Source organism: Szabonella alba (assembly GCF_016765775.1).
Lineage (GTDB): Bacteria > Pseudomonadota > Alphaproteobacteria > Rhodobacterales > Rhodobacteraceae > Szabonella > Szabonella alba.
This window is the reverse complement of sequence record NZ_JAESVN010000019.1, coordinates 11,797-29,874: the sequence shown is the minus strand read 5'-3', so window position 1 is coordinate 29,874 and position 18,078 is coordinate 11,797. Positions and strand designations below refer to the sequence as shown.

Below are 18,078 nucleotides of genomic sequence, written 5' to 3'. Positions count from 1 at the left end.
CCTCATTCTACCACTTCGCCGCCGGGGGTCTTCTGATCGGCGATCAGAACGGCGATGGTGCCGCCGACTGGGTGCTGGAACTGACCGGCGCGCCAGGGGTCGGGGCGGGGGTGACGGCGGGGGATTTCCTGCTGTGACGCCATGCTGAACGGGCCGCCGGGGGATGCTTGATACCGGCGGCGGCTCACAGGACAGGGGGATTGCCAGCCCTGCGGGACGCCGCATGAGTGGCTGATTTCTGCATCCAGACCCGATAAAAGGCGGCGATCAGACCAGCGCCTCAACCGCCTGCAGCAGGGCGTCCGAGACGCGGCGGCGCTCTTCCTGAATGACCTGCCTGTCGCCGAACAGTGCCGCAAGCCGGGAACAGGTTGCCAGCCAGGCCTCGGCAAAGGCGGTATCGGGGGTGAATTCGGCGATCTGCGTCGCCGCTGCCGGACTGCCGAACCCATGGCAGTTCAGCAGCGCCCCCGCCGGCACCAGATCGAAAATGCGGTGCTGCGGGCCGGCCCAATAGACCGGCACCGCACCGATAGCGAAAGCATCGAAGATCTTTTCCGAGATATAGTGCCGCTGATGGACATTCTCGAAGGCGGCAAGCATCCGCGTGCGTCCGTCCAGATGCGCCAGCTTGTCCAGATGCCAGTCGGGCAGGGCCTGGCGCGGCCCCGCCTCCCCCCAGCCCTTGCCCATGCGCAGCACGCCCCGGCCTGTCATCGCTTCGGCGACCTCGGTGCGATAGCTGCTCAGCCCCGCCACATCGCGCTCGGGCCAGCTGCGGGCAAAGGTCTCGCCCTTGCGGTATTCGGCAAAGAAGGCCGCCCTGACCGGGGCGCGGTTCCAGCGTTCCACAAGCGCGGCAGGCGACAGGGTGGCAAAACGGGCCATCAGGCTGGCATAGCGGATGGCATAGCTGTTCGCGGTCAGCACGAAATAGGGGATCCGGCGGAAGTCATAGACCGCCGAGGTCTCATGCCCGAGAAAGGCATAGGGAATTTCCAGCCCTCTGGCCGAGATCCTGCCCGCAGAACCGGTGAAGGGCCCGCTCCATGTGATGTCCCAAAGCGGTTCTTCCGAGATCACGGCGAATTTCGGGGGCACCTTCGGGCCCGGTCCAGCCCCGAGCAGCGGATGCAGGGTTTCGATTGCGTCCCGCAGGTCGATATTGAACCCCGCAATCACCAGATCCGCCGCGGCGGGGTTGTCCACCTCCTGCAGGCGGTCCCCGATCAGGCGCCGGATCGGCGCATAGCTGAGCGGGGTGCGGTTGGCATGTTTGCCGAAAAGGCAGATTTTCGGCACCGCCCCCCGCTGCAGCGCCGGTATTGCCGGAACGGGGGTGTCTGCAACGGCGGCAGGGACCTTGCGGCGGGCATGGGCCAGCACGGCATCGTAATGGGCGGCCAGCGGCGCAGACCCCGTCCCGGACCCGGCCTTTTCCAGCGCTGCGTCCAGCGCCCGGGCCAGCATCGCATCTGCCGCCAGGCGCGCCAGCATGGCCGCAGGATCCAGCAGCAGCGCCCCGGCGCTGGCCTGCAGCAGACCCGCGCCATCCTGCCGGGCCAGCGCATCGGCCAGCGCGTCCCCTGCCCCGCCCGGACCAGAGGTCACGGGCAGACCGGGCGTTCCGGTCTCATCCAGCAGCAGCGCCTCGATATCGGTGACAAAGGCATCGGGGCCGTAAAGCAGCCAGAGCTGGCGCATGGCATGACGCATCTGCGCCAGCCGCACGGGATCGGCGGCAAGGGCGGCCAGACGGTCAGGCAGGGCGCGGATATCCTCGGGGGTTTCCCGGCAGAACACCGCTGCCATGTCCCACAGCCGCCGGTCGCCGGGCGGGGCCCAGCTGTCGGCCAGGATCACCGGAATGGCCCCCGCCCCCAGCGATTCCCAAAGCCGGATGGAATTGGGCCCCGAACCGGCCGGACACAGCGAGAAGGTCGATTGCAAAAGCGAGGCGCGGAACTGGTCCGAGGCCGAGACATCGACAAGGGCCGGTGCGTCGTCCTGCGTGGCAGCGCCCTTGATCTGCAGCTCATAGACCACTTTCTGGTAATGCCAGCTGTCCCGCCCGAGGATCAGGCCGCGCGGATCGTCCTTCAGCAGATCGAGGATCCAGTTGCGCGCCTCGGTCAGGTAATACTGGTTCGCCCGCGCCCCGATGAAAGAGAAAAGATAAGGCCGCGGGGTGGCATCGGCATCGGGGCCCGCTTCGGGCAGGGCGGCAGGCACCTGCACCGGATAAAGCGGGAAAGGGTGAATGCGCAGATCGTCCTCCCCTGCCCCCGCAGCGGATGCCGCTGCATCCTCAGGGGTGGCATGGGACCAGAAGACATCGGTGATGCCCGCCTGACGGAAAAGATCGGTCAGTTTGCGGCCATGGATATGCTGGCAGACGGTGATCTTCCTGCCGCCCTCGGGCAGCAGGGCGCAGAACTGTTCGAACCGGTCGAGATGCAGATCGGCATCGGGGGTATTCTTCTGGATCTTGTCGATCAGCGTGGCCCAAGGGTAGGCGATATACTGGCCCCCCTGCCCTCTGCCCTGCCCGGCGGCCAGACGGCGGAAGGCATGTTGTTCGGTGATCGCCGGAAACTGCCAGTCCAGATCCAGCGCGATCAGGCCGGGCTGGCGCTGGACATGTCCGGCGATAACCGGAGAGGCCCCTTGTGGATCAACGGGCGAACAGGCGATGGCCTTGCTGTTCGCGACCTCTCTTTCATCGGGCTGCGCGCGGTCCCGCCAAAGGGCATCGGTTGAAATGCTCAGGTGGCGTTTCTGCGCGAAGTCGTCGACGCATTCCTCGACGATCTTGAAGCTGTCACCCTCTCCGGTCCTAATCCGGCGGCGCAGGACCGGGCCTGCGGCACAGAAGCTTTCAAAATCTGCACGGCGCAGCACCGGGTCCAGAATGCCATCCAGCTCTGCCTTGTATCCATCGCACGGCAGGGGGGCCATGGGCCCCGCCGACAGACGGCGCGCGCCAAGCGGGACCGTCACCTGCGCAAGGCTCGCCTTTTCGGCCATCAGCCGCCAGAGGTTCCAGTCCCCGGCAAGGCGCAGCGAGGCGACATTCTGTTCCGGATCCGTCGCGGACCAGAGCCATTTGCGAAAGAAGGTTCCCTCCTGCTGCAGAAAGGGCCAGTGGACCCCGTCGCACAGACCCAGCCGCAGCGCCTCACGCGGGGCGGGGCGGTCAAAGCAGTGGTTGGGAATATCGTCGCGCAGCGTGCAGACCATGCCCCCGAACCAGGACAGTTCCGCCGCCGTGAACTGCCGGCCGAACCCCGCGGCCATCGCCAGCGCCCCGGGCATCAGGAGGTCATCGGCATTGATCCAGGTCATGAAGTCATCGCTGGCCGCGTTGAGGCCCGCAAAGCCCCGGACCAGCGCATCATACATGCCCCGATCCGGCTCCGAGGCATGGCTGAAGCGGATCCCGTGGCACAATCGCGGCAGGCCGCCAGCCGCCAGCCGCGCCTTCCAGACCGCGATCCGCTCCAGCGTACCATCGGTCGAGCCGCCATCCTGCACATGATAGCGGATGCGGAAATCCCCCGCCTGCGACAGCACGCTTGCGATGGTGCGGTCGATGGTTGCTGCCGCATTGAAACTGGGCGTCACGACGTAAACGGTCGGGGTCATGTCAATGCTGTGCCTGTGATCAATGCCGGAAGGAAAATGTCGTGTTCTTTCCGCTCTAGCAACTGCACCGCGATGCTGCAACCGGGACGGTCCGGGCCGCCCGCGCATGAGCGGAAGCGGGCCGGCAGGGGAAACCGGGCGGAAACCGGGGGCGGGCGGCGGTTGCCGGGCTGTGATGCAGTTGCTATGGCTGGCCAAGGGTCCTTGCCACCGGCGCCGGACCTGCCTTTGCCGGGCAGGCCGGAACCGGGCCGCGCGGGGGAGGTAAATGGTTCTGGCAGACGGGATTTGACATGACGAAAACGGCCTTGATTACAGGGATTACCGGGCAGGACGGCTCTTATCTTGCAGAATTCCTGCTGGAAAAGGGCTATGAGGTGCATGGCATCAAGCGCCGCGCCTCGCTGTTCAACACCCAGCGGATCGACCATATCTATCAGGATCCGCACCAGAGCCATCAGCGCCTCAAGCTGCATTACGGCGATCTGAGCGACAGTTCCAACCTGACCCGCATCCTGTCGGAAGTGCAGCCCGATGAGGTTTACAACCTCGGTGCGCAAAGCCATGTCGCGGTCAGTTTCGAGGCGCCCGAATATACCGCCGATGTCGATGCCATGGGCACGCTGCGGCTGCTGGAGGCGATCCGCTTTCTGGGACTGGAGACCAGAACCCGCTTCTATCAGGCTTCCACCTCGGAACTTTACGGGCTGGTGCAGGAGATCCCGCAGACCGAAACCACGCCCTTCCATCCCCGCAGCCCCTATGCGGTGGCCAAGATGTATGCCTACTGGATCACGGTGAACTACCGTGAGGCTTACGGGATCTATGCCTGCAACGGGATCCTCTTCAACCATGAGAGCCCGCGGCGGGGGGAAACCTTCGTGACCCGCAAGATCACCCGGGGTCTGGCCAATATCGCCCAGGGCCTCGAGGACTGTCTTTACATGGGCAATATCGACGCCCTGCGCGACTGGGGCCATGCCAAGGACTATGTCCGCATGCAATGGATGATGCTGCAGCAGGAGGCGCCCGAGGATTTCGTCATCGCCACCGGGGTGCAGTATTCGGTGCGCGACTTCATCACATGGTCGGCGGCGGAACTGGGCCTCACGCTGGAGTTCTCCGGCAGCGGCCTCAATGAGACCGCCACCGTGGCGGCCGTGACCGGCGACCGCGCCCCGGCGGTGAAACCGGGCGATGTGGTGATGCGGATCGACCCGCGCTATTTCCGCCCGGCCGAGGTGGAAACCCTGCTGGGCGATCCGTCCAAGGCCAAGGCGCGGCTGGGATGGGTGCCCGAGATCACCGCGCAGGAGATGTGTGCCGAGATGGTGGCGGCGGATCTGAAGGCCGCGCAGCGCCATGCGCTGCTGCAGGCGCACGGGCATGATGTCCCGGTAAGCCTGGAGGGCTGATCCGATGCGCAAGATCTATATCGCGGGCCATCGCGGCATGGTGGGGGGGGCGATCCTGCGCCGCCTTGAGGCGCGCAAGGCCGCGGGTGAGGCGCTGGACCTGATCACCCGGACCCATGCCGAACTGGACCTGACGGACCAGAGACAGGTGCGCGATTTCATGGCCGGAACGCGGCCCGATATGGTGATCCTTGCCGCGGCACGGGTCGGCGGCATCCATGCCAACAACACCTATCCGGCCGATTTCATCTATGAAAACCTGATGATCGAATGCAACGTCATCCATCAGGCCTTTGCCGCCGGGGTGCGCCATCTTTTGCAACTGGGATCAAGCTGCATCTATCCGCGCGAGGCCCCGCAGCCCATGGCCGAGGCGGCGCTGCTGACGGGCGTTCTGGAGCCCACGAATGAACCCTATGCGATTGCCAAGATCGCGGGCATCAAGCTTTGTGAAAGCTATAACCGCCAGCATGGCACCGATTACCGCTCGGTCATGCCGACCAACCTTTACGGGCCGGGCGACAATTTCCACCCCGAAAACTCTCATGTCCTGCCCGCCCTGATCCGCCGCTTCCATGAGGCGGTGCGCGAGGCGCGCGATGAGGTGGTGATCTGGGGCTCGGGCCGCCCGATGCGCGAATTCCTGCATGTGGACGATATGGCCGAGGCCTCGCTTTTCGTGCAGGACCTGCCCCGGGCGGTTTACGCCGCCAATACAAGCCCGATGCTGAGCCATATCAATGTCGGCACGGGCCGCGACATCAGCATCGCGGATCTGGCGCATTTGGTGGCAGGGGTGACCGGATTTACCGGAAAAATCAGCTTTGACAGCAGCAGACCCGATGGCACGATGCGCAAGCTGATGGATGTCAGCCGTCTGACCGGCATGGGCTGGCAGGCCCGGATCGGGCTGGAAGAGGGGATAGCCGGGACTTATGCGTGGTTCCGCGATGGCGGGGCGGATCTGCGGGGGTGAGGTGAAACCAAAGCCACAAGGATGTGAGTGGATGATTGAGGAAGGCAGGTTTGCATGGCCAACGCACCCAAATTTACCAACGGAAAGCATTCAGCGATCAACATAAAGGAGTTGGGCACAGTTAAAGTGACTGAACTGTCCGCAATAGATCACAGTGCAATCTATAAAATTCAGCATCACGGCGTTGAGCATGACCTTGCCCTTTTCCTGAACCCCGCCGGAGGCAAAAAACTTTTTATATTCTTTTCAGGGGCGGCAAATCGCAAGGCATTCACACTGCCAGTCTTTCACAGATGGAGCTGGCATGATCAATTTCCGGGGCATGCCTTATATATTTCCGACCCGACACTGAAAAGGTCCAGCACCTTGCCTCTTGGTTGGTATATTGGCGATCAGTCATCCGACCTGAACTCCGCCATGTGTGATATCTTCCGGGCGGTAGCCAGAAATGTAGGAATTGATCATAGCAATATTGTATTCTATGGAAGCTCAGGCGGTGGATTTGCTTCCCTGCGTGCCCTGAGCGAGATCCCCTCAGCCAAAGCCATCGTGATCAATCCACAGACCAGACTGTCTTCCTTTAATGGAAACAGCCTGAAGGATTATTTGGGAGAGTTCTTTTCTGGTGTCAGCGTCGATGAATTTTCCGCTCGTTTTCCGGAAAGAAACGAGGTCAGATTTCATGTCGATAGAATTGAAGATAGCAGGATCGTCTATGCGCAATGTCTGGATGACCAGCATCACATGAGCCTCCATCTGCCTGAACTCTTCACGAATGACTCTGGCTCAATCCGTCCCCGATCCTTGAGGAATTGTTCACTGGTCTTCTTCAATGATCCACGTGGCCATGCGCATGGTGAACCGAATGAGCTGGTTCCTATCCTTCTGTCCAAAGCTGACGGTGAAGGCTCGGACACGCTGTATTCGGGGATTTCGAGCTGACATGAAATTCTCTGATCTGTTTCAATCTTCAAAGAGCAGGAAAGACACAAACACATGAGAAAGCCTTTGAAGACGGATGCTCTGAAAAAGATCATCGAAATCGGCATGCCCGTTGAGACAGTTGTTGATGTCGGCATCTTGACCGGCACAAGCGAATTGATGACAGTATACAAGCACTGCAAGCAACTGCTGATTGAGCCGATTGTCGAGTGGAACGAAGCAATCATCAAGAACTATTCAAAGCTGGGAATAGATTTTGACCTTGTGAATGTTGCTGCTGCGGAAAAAGACGGCAAGATGGCGCTTGAACTGAGCAGCATCAAGAAAGACACAAGTATTACCCATGCAAGACTTTCTGAAAATCCAACAGGGGGGCGCATCCGGGAGGTCGAGGTAAGATCTGTGGCCAGTCTTGTCAAAGAGAAGGCTTTGAAAGGTCCGTATCTCGTAAAGATCGATGTCGACGGGGCCGAGTTGAGGGTGCTTGAAGGGGTCAAGGATATTGCTGATGAAGTCAGCGTTATCATCATTGAAGTTCAGGTCAGAAATTTTCTTGATCGCATGAATGCCGTTTGCAAGCTCGGCTTTCAGCTCTTCGATATCGTTGATATCTGCTATTATTCCGGCCGCCTCAATCAGATGGATCTTGTATTCCTGAATGACAGCCTTGTTGAAAAATACAAACTTGATATGTTTTCCAACACATTTGACTATAATCTATGGGAAACATTCAAGCCGTAATATTATTTTGGTTGGGGCTGAGCCGTGAAAATCCGTTCTTCCTCTGACAACTTTTCTTTCTAAGAGCCTGTCAATACGCCGAAGATCAGGAACCATGGTGGATTTCCCCGCCTGTTGAACACAACAGGCGGGGAAATCGCTTTACAGCAGCGTATCGCCGAAGATGTCGATCCGGTCTTCCAACCCGGTCAGGGTCGTCACGCCCTGCAACAGGATGCTGTTGCCATCGCCGAAATCGAAGATGACCCCTGCGCCGGTGACACTGGCATATTCGGCCACCACATCGGCCCCGCTGGCCAGACCCTCGACAAGGGCCGAGGACAGGTCCAGCCGGTCCTCCGCCGCCGAGAAGCCCAGGATCGTGTCCTGCCCATGGCCGGTGGCGAAGACGAATGTATCCGCCCCCGCATCGCCATAAAGCCGGTCATTGCCCGCGCCGCCCTCCAGCGTGTCATCGCCGGCGCCGCCATAGATCGTGTCATTGCCGGCGCCACCATAGGCCATGTCATTGCCATTGACCGCAAAGAGGAAGTCATTCCCGTCCCCGCCGGTCAGGATATTGGCCCCGTTATCCCCGTTCAGCGTGTCATTACCCGAGCCGCCGATCAGGTTTTCAAAGCCGGAATAGACATCGCCCTCGGCGTCACCGCCAAATGCTGTCCCGTTCCACAACCGCACCGCGATGCCGCTGGTATCACTGCTGTAATCCAGCGTGTCGATCCCGGCGCCACCATACATCGTATCCGCCCCGGCGCCGCCCGCGATGGTGTCATTGCCCGCAGCCCCGTCCAGCAGATTGGCCCCGGCATCCCCGGTCAGACGGTCATGACCCGCCCCGCCGATGACATTCTCGAAGCCTTCGAACAGATCGCCCGATGCTGTGCCGCCGCTGCCGGTCCCGGTGGCAAGGTTCACCGTCACCCCGGCCGGATCGTCGAAGTAATTCAGGGTGTCGATGCCCGCCCCGCCATAGAAGACATCCGCCCCAGTGCCGCCATAGACCAGATCATCGCCGTCACCACCATAAAGCGTATCCGCCCCGGCGCCGCCATAGAGGGAGTCATTACCATTTCCACCAAAAAGCAGATCATTTCCCCCTACCGCGAAAAGGAAGTCATGCCCCTCGCCACCGGTCAGCTCATTCGCTGCATTGTCCCCGGTCAATGTGTCATTGCCTGATCCGCCGATGATGTTCTCGAAGCCCGAGATCACATCGCCCTCTGCGTCCCCACCGCTGGCCGTCAGGTTCCACAGCCGCACTGCGACACTTTGGGTAGAGGCACTGTAATCCAGCGTGTCGATGCCCGATCCGCCGAACAGCGTATCCGCCCCGGCACCGCCCGCAATCGTGTCATTGCCCGCGGCGCCGTCCAGCAGATCGGCCCCCGGCGTGCCGGTCAGCAGGCCATCCACAGCCGCTGATACCGTCAGCGTCACGCTCAGCGGCACCGCCGGGTTCACCCCGTCGGACACATCGAAACTGGCATTGTGCTCTCCGGCCTCTTCGGGGGCCTCATAGACCAGTGCTGCCAGATCGGCCGCGCTCAGCACCATGCCCGCCGTCACCAGCGTGCTGCCCAGGAAGAAGCGGCCTGCCGACGGGGCCTCGGTCAGCGTATAGGTCAGATCGTCGCCATCGGGATCGGTCACGACGGCCTCGGGGGCCAGAACCGCGCGGCGGCTGCCCGCCTCGACCGGATCGGGCGACCAGATGCCCAGACCGCCCCCCCCGCCCGGAGGCTGGTTGGTCTCGGTCACCGCAAAGCTGATATCGCGCGTGACCTCAAGACCGCCCGCATCCGTCGCGGTGACCGCGATGGTCAGTTCATCGGCATCCGGGAAGCTGACCGTCTCGCCCTCCTTCAGCTTCAGCACGAAAGTGCCCGAGCCTTCGGGAAGCTCGACCACCTCGAACCGCGCATCGTCGGTTTCAAAGGTGAAGCTGTCGCCCATATCCGGATCGACAACCGCAACCGTGGTGACAATCGCCCCCTCGGTGTCATCCGGCAGGCCCGCCGTCACATCGCCGAAGGTGATGTCGGTCGGGGCCTCGTTCACGTCATTGACGTCGATGGTCACGCTTTGCGTCACCGACAGGCCCTGACTGTCGGTGATCCGCACCGTCACCGCATGGCTGCCGGACATCTCGAAATCGAGCGCGCCATTGACGCGGATCTCGGCCGTGCTGTCGGAGGTCTTGACCAGTTCGAAGGGTCCCGTCAGCGGATCGCCCGCGCCATCCTCCAGCGTGAAGGTCAGCACATCGCCCAGGGTGGCGATATTGGCATCCGAGGCCGTGACCAACGCCACGACAGTGCCCGCCGCGCTGTTCTCGTCGACGCTGATCGTCGCCGGGTCCATATCCTCGTCCGGCATCGCCTCATTGACCGAGACAATCTCCGGCGCCACGCCCACGATCAGGTCGGCATCACCGGTCACGTCATAGGTCACCCCGTCAAAGACAAAGAGTTCCACCCCCGAAACGGTGTTGGTCTCGCCATCCTTCACGATGGTATAGGTGCCGCCGGCGCGGGTGATGACATAATCGGTGACGGCGAAGTCGAAGACCGCCGTATCGGTGCCGCCACCGCCCGAAAGCGTGTCATTGCCCGCCCCGGCGATCAGCGTGTCATTGCCGCTGCCGCCGACAAGGCTGTCATTGCCCGCACCGCCATCCAGCAGATTGCCCGCATTGGAGGCGATGAACACGTCATTGCCGCTGCCGCCGGTCAACGCCTCGATATTGACCAGAAGATCATTGCCGATCTCGTCGCCGAAGGCGGTGCCCAGTTGCAGAGTGGCAAAGACACCCGACGTGCTGGCGGCATAGGACACCGTATCCATCCCGTCGCCGCCGTTCAGCGTATCATTGCCAAGGCTGCCGAAGATCACATCATCGCCCGCAGCACCCATCAGGTTGTTGTCCTGGCCGTCGCCGGTGATCGCGTCATTGCCGGCAGAGCCGATGACATCGACCACATTCGCCCCGAAGCTGACCGTGGCGATATCGTCGCTGCTGGCCTCACCATCCGGCAGCGATACCGTGGCATCCGCAGTGGTGCCCGACAGGTCCAGCGTGGTGATGTTGTCGGCCAAGAGGATCGTATCCCCCGCCATCGCCGCATCCGCCGCATCGGTCAGCGACATGCCGTCGAAGACGATGAAGCTGGCGCTGTCGCCCGCCTCGCCGATGCGGACCAGTTCGATGCTCTCGAAGACAGGTTCCATCGCCTGGACATCGGACAGATCGGTGCCCGCGGCAAAGGCGGCGGTGTCGAAGCCGTCACCGCCGTCGATCACCGTGTCATCGGTATCGGCCCGCAGCAGGTCATCGCCCGCCCCGCCATAGAGCTTGTCTGCCCCGTCACCGCCGGTGATATCGTCATGCCCCGCAGCACCGAGGATCAGATCGTCATTGACCGTCCCGGTGATGGTCTGCCCGCCATCGTCGAGCCCGTAAATCGTGACGGCCTCCACCAGCGTATCGAACCCGTTCGCCGCGAGGATCGCGCCCGCATCGACCGTGGCACCAAGCCCGCCGACCCCGACATGCTCGAAGCTGGAATTGACGAAGCTGTTGCCCGAGACAGTGCCGGTGCCCGGCCCGTCCAGCGAGATGCCGACATTGTTGCCGTCAAAGACATTGTCGGTCACCGTTGCATCTGCCGCGCCGGGATTGAGATAGAGGCCCGTGGCCCAGCCCGTGAAGGCCGATGCGGTGATGGAAAGCCCGGTCACCGACCCGGTTTCGGTCAGCACCCCCCGGAAGGTGCCAAAGCCGCCCTCCCGTTCGAAGACGGTGTTGGTCACGCTCAGATCCGAGGCCGTGCCGCGCACATAGACGCCCGCATTCTGCCCGAGGATCGCGCCGCCCTGCAGAACCTGCAGACCGTCGAGAACAACGCCCGCGGCCTGCACGTCGATCACGCCGGTGATGGCGCTTTCCGCACCCCGGCCCATGGCATCGCCCGCCAGACCCTCATTCGCGCCGATGATCGTCAGTTGCTTGTTGACCGTAAGGTTTTCGGCAAACGCCCCGGCCCCCAGAACAATCGTATCCCCGTCCATGGCCGCATCGATGGCTGCCTGGATCGACATGCCCTCGAAGACGACAAAGGTCGCACTGCCCGCCTCGCCGATGCGGATCGCCTCCACATCGGTGAAACCGGCCTCCATCGCCAGCACGGCCTCAACATCGGTGCCCGCCGCAAAGACCGCCATATCAACGCCGTCGCCACCGTCGATCACCACGTCATCGGTGTCGACCAGCAGCAGATCGTCGCCCGCCCCGCCATAAAGCGCATCCGCACCGGCACCGCCGTCCAGCGTGTCGCCCAGCACATGACCGATCAGAACATCCGTCCCGTCACCACCCGTCAGGGCAGCACCGGTGGTGTCACTGGTCGCGGTATCGAATTCGACGCCGTTATTGGTGGCGATGGTGACACGCAGCCCGCCGTCAAGGCCGTAATCGGCCAGATCGACATCGCCGCCGACATTGAAGAACGAGACCTGCGCCCAGCCCGGGGTTGCCCCCTGCGTGGCCTGAACGTCCAGCCCCTCGATGGAAAGCCCGTCCAGATCGGTATAGCGGCCGATCTGGACCACATCGCGGGCATAGGTCCCGGTGATCTCGACATTCTCGATGGTCACGGTGCCGACCGGCACGACCGCCTTGCGCGGATCGGGCTCGGACCCGCTGCCTGCGGTGATGCCAAGCAACTGCAGCGCGTTCGCGCCGCTGCCATCGCCCGAAATCACCAGATCGCGCAGGGTCGCATTGCCGATGAAGTTGCCCAGGATCAGATCCCCCTGGCCAGAACCCCCGGCGGTGCCGTTATTGGCAAAGCTGCTGCCGGTCACCACGACATTCGCCACCGTCGCGCCCAGTGTGATCAGACCATGGGTGCCGTTGTCTTCCAGCGTCGAGCCGGTGACGGTCAGCGTGCCGTAGCTGCCGGTGGAGGGGATGCGCAGCCCGACCGTGCCATTGCCCGAAATCACCGAATCCTCGACAGTCAGATCGCCGATCTCGCCATTGCGGAAGTTGATGCCATAGGTGGCGTTGTCGACCACGGCGATATCGCGGAAGGTCAGATCGCCCACCCCGACATTCGCTTGCAGATCGATCCCGTTCGTGGCCCCGGTGATGCGCAGCGATTGCAGGCTGGCCCCGGCAGAGCCGCCAACGAAATTCACCGCCTGCGCGGGGCTGCCTGCCGGGTCGATGATCGTCGATGTCGCCGGATCGTCACCATTGCCCGCCCCGGTGATCGTGATGGATTTGTTCACCACCACCACCTCGGCATAAAGCCCCGGTGCAAGCATCACCTCATCACCATTGCCGGCGGCCTCCATGCCTGCGGCAATCGTGGTATAGGCGGTCGAGTCCGGCCCCACGAGAAAGACGCTGCTGCCGTCGAAATCAAGCTGTTCGGCATTGGTGATCGTGGCGACATTGCCCGCCCCGTCATCGACCGTGGCCGTGGTGCCGTCCCAGGTGATGGTATAGGCGTCGCGCGCCCCGGCAAAGCTCACGCTGTCATAGCCTGTCCCGGCATCGACGACATCCGCGCCGCCGACAAGGGTGATCACGTCATCCCCGTCCCCGGTTGCGATGGTGTTGTCGGCCGCCGATCCGGTCACCGCGTCATGGCCCGAGCCTGTCGCGACATTCTCGACCGAGGTCAGTACATCCGTGCCCGACCCCGTGGCCGTGCCGGCGGTCAGGTCCACCACCATATCGGCGGTCACGGTGGAGGCATCATAGGTATCCGACCCCTCCCGCCCGTCGATCACGTCATCGCCGGCAGTGGCAAAGAAGGTGTTGTCGCCCGCATCACCATAAAGCCCGTCATTGCCCGCCGAGCCGCGCACATTCTCGATCGAGATCAGACTGTCGATCCCCGTCGCCGTCGAAAACGCCAGACCCGCGTTCAGATCAACAAAAGACCCACCAGACCCCGCAGACGTCATGTCCAGAGTGTCATCGCCACCAGCACCGTCCAGCGTGTCATTGCCACCCGAAGCCAAAAACGTATCGTCATTCTCCGTCCCAACAAGAAACTCACCAACCACAGTGCCGGTGATCGGCGCGAACACCGCGCCATTGCCCGCCAGAACCAGCGTGCCGGTCAGGAATTCTTCCCCGCCGATGGTATTGATGCCGAACAGGGCATTGATGGCCGTTTCGTTCAGGAAGGCAGCACCCGCGCCGGAGAAGGTATTGTCCTCCAGCGTATTGCCCGCGAAATCCGGACCGTCCCCGTTGACCAGCCAGATGCCGAGACCGGCGCCGTTAAACGTGTTGCCGGTCACCGTGTGGTCGGTGCTTTCGAAGATGCGAAGCCCGAAGGTGGAGTTCGAGAAGGTGTTGTCGGTAAAGGTCTTGCCATCACCGATGATGGTCGCCCCGACCGCGCCCACAAAGCTGTTGCCGGTGACGTTCACCACGCCCGGCTGGGCGTCGGCAAGGGCCAGCACGCCGCTTGCGGTATTGTTGAAGACGTTGCCCTCGATGAGGGCCGAGGAGACGCCCGGATCCTCGATGGAAACGCCGCGACTTCCGAGGAAGGTGTTGCCGCGCACCACGACGTCAACGGCGGGCGAACCGGTCAGAATGATCGGGTTGATCGCCGAACCAGAGATCGTGCTGGCGATGATCGTGTTCTCAATCGTCAGCGTGCCGCCGACGCGCAGGTTGGAAAAGGCGTTGCCCTGGATCCGGAAGCCATCGACAGCGAAATCATTGACCGTGCTGGCCCCCCCCCCAAAGGTGAAGCCGCCGACCAGGATCGTCTCGCCCGCCGTGCTGTTGCCGTTGCGCGTGCCGCCGACGCCTGCCGAAACCCCGGCCTGCGCGCCCTCGATGGTCAGCCCGGTCTTGCCCGCGATCGACACCGTCTCGTTATAGGTCCCGGGCCCCACGATGATCGTGGCGCCATCCGATGCGGCATCCACGGCGGCCTGGATCGACATGCCCTCAAAGACATAAAGCGTTCCGGCAGGCGCGCCTTCATAGGTCACGGCGGCCACATTGGTCAGGCTCATCGTGGCGAAATCCTCGGGCGTCAGCCCGTCGGGAAGCACCACGATATTTGCGCCGCCCCCGCCATTGACCGTGTCCCCTGCCCCGGCATGGATCACGTCATTGCCATTGCCGCCGGTGATGACATCCACGCCATCCGTGCCATAGATCGTGTCATCACCCGAACCGCTGCTGATGACCATCACGCCGGGGGTGGTGCCGTCCAGCGCGACGTTGCCGGTGCCGCCCACATCGAAGGACACCGACCCGGTCAGGTTCCCCATGTTGAACTCGGTGCCGACATCGGTGAACTCGTTGCCGGTGATCGTGGTCAACTCACCCGAGGTCGGCAGCCCGATCGAGATGCCCGAGCCAGAGGCAAAGAAGGCATTGCCCGACACGTCCGAGGCGTCATTGTCGTAATTGTCGAGACCAAGACCCGTGCGGGTGTTTTCGAAGGTGTTGCCGGTGATCACCGTCTCGACACCGCCGCCATTGGAATAGATGCCGCGCCCCCAGGCCGCATCCGAGAAGGCGCCGAAGCTTCCGTCCGGATCGCCGGCGAAAAGGTTGTCCGTGACCGTGACACTGCCCGAGGACAGGGTGTTGATCATCAGTGCCACGTCATGCAGGCCGCCGGTATTGCCGCCGACGACCGCACTTTCAAAGACTGAATTGGTGATGACATGATCCGCACCCGAGGCCACGGTGACAAGCGTGAGCCCGCTCCGCGCGCCCACCGGCTCGTCATTGAGGAATTTCAGACCGTCCAGCGTGATCGCCCCCGGCCCGGAAACGCTGACCAGCCCCGAGAGGACCGCCTCGTCCCCCCGCGCCCCGTCCGTTCCGGCCTGCCCCGCATTGGGCCCCAGAATGGTCAGTTCCTTGTTGATCACCAGGTTCTCGTCATAGGTCCCGGCCCCCACCATGATCGTATCCCCGGCCCCGGCGGCATTGATGGCCGCCTGCAGCGACTGGCCGTCCAGCACGAACCAGGTCGATCCGGTCGCGGCGGCAGCAAAGCTGCCATCCTGGGTGACCAGGGTTTCGCCGGGTTGCAGCGCGCCCAGATCGCTGGCCTGATCATCGATTGCCGCACTGAAATACGTGCCGCCGCCCTGCGCGATCAGTTTCAGGTCCCCCATGCCATCCAGCAGATAGGCAAAATCGCCGACATCATTATTGGCAATGAAATCCTCGATATAGGCCTTGTCGATCTGGATCTCGGCAGGATCGCTTTCGATCTCGCGGATCACGCGGCTGGTGCCGGGGGCAAAGCTGTTGCCGGTCACCGTGGTCGGCGCCTGTGCCGGAACCAGCAGCCAGCCGAAGCCGGTGATCTGGCCCTGCACGCCGATCCCGGTTCCTGCGGTGAAGTCGTTATCGGTGATGGTGAAGTCCAGATCCATCTCCGGCACGCCGAAACCCGCCCCGTTGGCGAAGGTCACCGAACCGCCGATGCTGTTGCCGGAAATCGTGACCGTGTCGATGGCCGAAAGGAAACCGGAGGGGTCGGTTGCGCCTTCATCCCCGATATAAATCGCCCCGAACCCGGTTGCACCGACGCTTTCCCCTGCGGCGGCACCGACGATGGAGGCCTCCAGCACGAAACCGCCCTTCAGAACTTCAATCACCTTGTTGACCGACTGGTTGACCGGTCTTCCGAGACTGTCGACGCCCAGCAGCTCCAGCCCGCGGATCGTGACATCCGCTGCGGTGACATGGATGTTCGTGCCCCAGTTCGACTGCACGCCCGAGGTGAAGGTGGCCGCGATATCCGCCGCATCGGTGATCGGGGTGCCCGTCGCATCGACGCCCTGGATGGTCACCGACTTGTTGATCAGCAGACCGACCGGGTTTGACCCGGAATTGGTGTTGTCTGCCCCGTTGTAATTCGCACTGTCGGTATAATCGCCGGGCGTGACACTGATCGTGTCGCCATCGGCAGCGGCATCAATGGCCGCCTGCAGGCTGGTGTAAAAACCGCTTTTGCCTTCGATATAGATAACACCGCCGGGCGCCGAATTGCCCGAAACGATGGCCGCCGCATCATAATCGCCGCTGCCATCCACAAAGAACGGGCCGGTGGCGGCGAAATCATTCATCTCGATGACATTGCCTGCGCCGAAGACTTCAAGCTGGGCATAGGATGCGGTTCCGGCAAAGCTGTTGCCGCTGATCGTGCCGTTGGTGGAATCCACCCCCAGCAGCAGCCCGCCCGCCGGATTGCCCGAGATGGTATTGCCGGTGATGCTGTTGCCCGAGGTGACGATGCCGGGAAGGTTGGCAGGGCCGTTGATATAGACGACCGAACTGTTGCCGCCACTCGTGCCTTCGCCCATCAGCGTGTTGCCCGAAATCGTGGAGTTGTTCAGCCCGAAACCGCCTGCCCCGCCCGACAGGAAGGCATGGCCCGCCGTTCCGCCGTCGATGCTGTTATTCTGGACCGTGATTCCGTCATTGTTTCCAACGGCATAGACGGCGGCAAGATCACCCGCTGAGGCCTCGATATTGAACCCCGTAACGGTCACATCATTGATGCCCGCCTCGATCCGCACCGCTGATCCCTGGTTCACACCCGGTCCGGTGATCGTCGCACCACCGGGGTTTTCGGCCTGCAGCGTGACCGCCTTGTCGATGACCACATTGGCATAAACGCCATCGGAAACGATGATCAGATCCCCCGTTCCGGCCGCCTCAATGGCCGCCGCAATTGTTTGAAATGAATCAATATTGTCGAAAGAAGCGGGATTGACGGTATAGGTGGCCATGACGTCCTCAATGTTTGGGCGGGCCACTGCAGACATGCACAAAGAGCCGGTTGAAAAACCGGTTTCTGCCGAGCGGCACGGATAAGATTGTTTCCTGACCGGATCCTATCCCGGGTCAACAATTAAGCCAGCCTTAACATTGATTAACGCGCCTCATTTTCGCCTTTTTGACGACACAATTCCCTCTTGACCGGCCCATGGATCAGGCAAGGGACAAATCTCCTAAACCCCAGATTGTTTCAATTTTTCAGATACCATTCAGGGGTGCGGAAAGACGGCGCATGACCCGCCGCAACGGATCGTGATTCGCAAAACCCCCGGTGCGGTGCTTCCCGGTCCGGTGCTTCCCGGTCCGGCGCTTCGGCCTGTTTCTCCCGGCGGCCCTTCCCCCCACTGCCCGGCCCCCCACTGCCCGGCCCAGATCCGATACCGGGTCCGATGCTGGGTCCGGTTTTGGGTCCTGATGCCGACCGGGGCATTTGTGCGAAAAGACCCGCCATTCCACCCGGAAAACCCACACAAATTTAGGGGTTCTGTCGACAGAACTTCACCCGCCCGTAT

6 protein-coding genes are annotated in these 18,078 nt (G+C 62.4%); 4 read left to right on the top strand and 2 right to left on the bottom strand.

The window, feature by feature from the left end:
• Window positions 1-267 precede the first annotated feature (267 nt).
• Window positions 268-3,645 carry an exostosin domain-containing protein gene (locus JL811_RS19265; RefSeq protein ID WP_202690339.1) on the bottom strand — a complete coding sequence of 1,126 codons (3,378 nt, stop codon included), beginning with the start codon at window positions 3,643-3,645 and terminating at the stop codon, window positions 268-270.
• A 293-nt stretch (window positions 3,646-3,938) separates the two neighbouring features.
• Here JL811_RS19265 and gmd point away from each other — a divergent pair, with 293 nt between their 5' ends.
• Genes gmd through JL811_RS19245 form a run of 4 tightly spaced genes read left to right on the top strand, consistent with a single transcriptional unit; the run spans window position 3,939 to window position 7,719 of the window.
• Window positions 3,939-5,060: a GDP-mannose 4,6-dehydratase gene (gmd, locus tag JL811_RS19260; protein WP_202690338.1), complete on the top strand. Its 1,122-nt coding sequence runs from the start codon at window positions 3,939-3,941 to the stop codon at window positions 5,058-5,060.
• Window positions 5,061-5,064: 4 nt separating this feature from the next.
• On the top strand, window positions 5,065-6,036 hold the full coding sequence (gene fcl / locus JL811_RS19255; protein WP_202690337.1) for a GDP-L-fucose synthase: 972 nt from the start codon (window positions 5,065-5,067) through the stop codon (window positions 6,034-6,036).
• 54 nt (window positions 6,037-6,090) lie between these two features.
• On the top strand, window positions 6,091-6,978 hold the full coding sequence (locus JL811_RS19250; protein WP_202690336.1) for a hypothetical protein: 888 nt from the start codon (window positions 6,091-6,093) through the stop codon (window positions 6,976-6,978).
• A gap of 54 nt (window positions 6,979-7,032) precedes the next feature.
• The gene (locus JL811_RS19245; RefSeq protein WP_202690335.1) at window positions 7,033-7,719 is read left to right on the top strand and encodes an FkbM family methyltransferase; all 687 of its coding nucleotides are present in this window, start codon (window positions 7,033-7,035) and stop codon (window positions 7,717-7,719) included.
• Between the two features lie 141 nt (window positions 7,720-7,860).
• On the opposite strand, the gene JL811_RS19240 is transcribed toward JL811_RS19245, so the two are convergent.
• Window positions 7,861-17,517, bottom strand: a complete 9,657-nt coding sequence (locus tag JL811_RS19240; protein ID WP_202690334.1) for a NosD domain-containing protein — start codon at window positions 17,515-17,517, stop codon at window positions 7,861-7,863.
• Between the last annotated feature and the right edge of the window lie 561 nt (window positions 17,518-18,078).